The organism is Rhizobium sp. CNPSo 3670 (genome assembly GCF_057784555.1).
In genome coordinates this window covers 1-1,054 of sequence record NZ_JBXSOL010000090.1, presented here as the reverse complement: position 1 = coordinate 1,054, position 1,054 = coordinate 1, and the positions used below count along the sequence as shown (strand labels likewise).

Genomic DNA, 1,054 nt, shown 5'->3' with positions numbered 1-1,054 from the left:
TAGAGTCTGTCAGGTTTATGTTGAAACATATCCTGCATGCCTGAGATAGGCGGCGCATTCGCGCGGGCTGAATGCTTTGAGGACTTCACCGACGCGCCGCCATGTCGCTTCGACGCTACGCTCGTCGGCCTTGCGCAGCAGAGTCTTGAGTTTGGCGAACATCATCTCGATCGGATTGAGATCAGGGCTGTAGGGCGGCAAGAAGAACAGGTGGGCGCCGGCATTGCGGATGGCGTTGCGCGCCGGCTTGCCCTTGTGGCTGCCGAGATTGTCGAGGATGACGATATCGCCGCGATTGAGGGTTGGTGCCAGGCATTGCTCGACCCAGGCGGTGAAAGCGGTGCCGTTGATCGGGCCATCGAGCACGAAAGGCGCGACGATGCGGTCGTGGCGCAGCCCGGCGAGGAAGGTCAGCGTTTTCCAATGGCCATGCGGTATTCCGGCGATCAGCGGCTGCCCACGCTGACACCAGCCGCGGGTGCGCGTCATGTTGGTTTTGACCCAGGTTTCGTCAACGAACACCAGGCGGTCCGGATCAAGTCGATGTTGATGGGTCTTCCAGCGGCTCCGGAACCGCGCCACCTTCGGCCTGTCCTGCTCGCTGGCGATCAGCGTTTTTTTTAAATGTCTTGCCTTCACGGCGCAAGAAACGCCAAACCGTGTCATGAGAGACATGGATGCCTGCCACCTTCAGATCGACGGCAAGCGCCCGCACCGTCCAATCGGCTTTGGCCGCCAGGCGGCGGTGAACCTCATCGGCCGCCGCGCCACACAGCATGGGTTTGACATGCCCACCCATCTTGGCCGGCGCCAAACCACGCCCGGATCGGTCAAGCTGACCGATCCGCACTGCCGTCGCCGCCGATACCCCAAAGCGCAAGGCGGCCGCCCGCACTGTCATGCCCTCGGCAAGTGCGTCGGCAATGCGCTTGCGTAAATCCACGGAAAGAGGTCGCGCCATCGTTGCTGGCCTCCCCACCAGCAATGATGTTGAATCACAACCGAAGCAAAAAGGGAATCCCGTTGCGATTCAGCTTAAAGCTGACCGACTCTA

General features: G+C 61.0%; 1 protein-coding gene. It reads right to left on the bottom strand.

Annotated features, from left to right (window positions below):
- Positions 1-15: 15 nt before the first annotated feature.
- Positions 16-961 (bottom strand): IS630 family transposase gene (locus AC13QO_RS29895; protein WP_198175470.1). Its coding sequence is split into 2 segments (ribosomal slippage): positions 16-621 and positions 623-961, totalling 945 coding nucleotides; the frame shifts between segments, so codons are not numbered across the junction.
- Between the last annotated feature and the right edge of the window lie 93 nt (positions 962-1,054).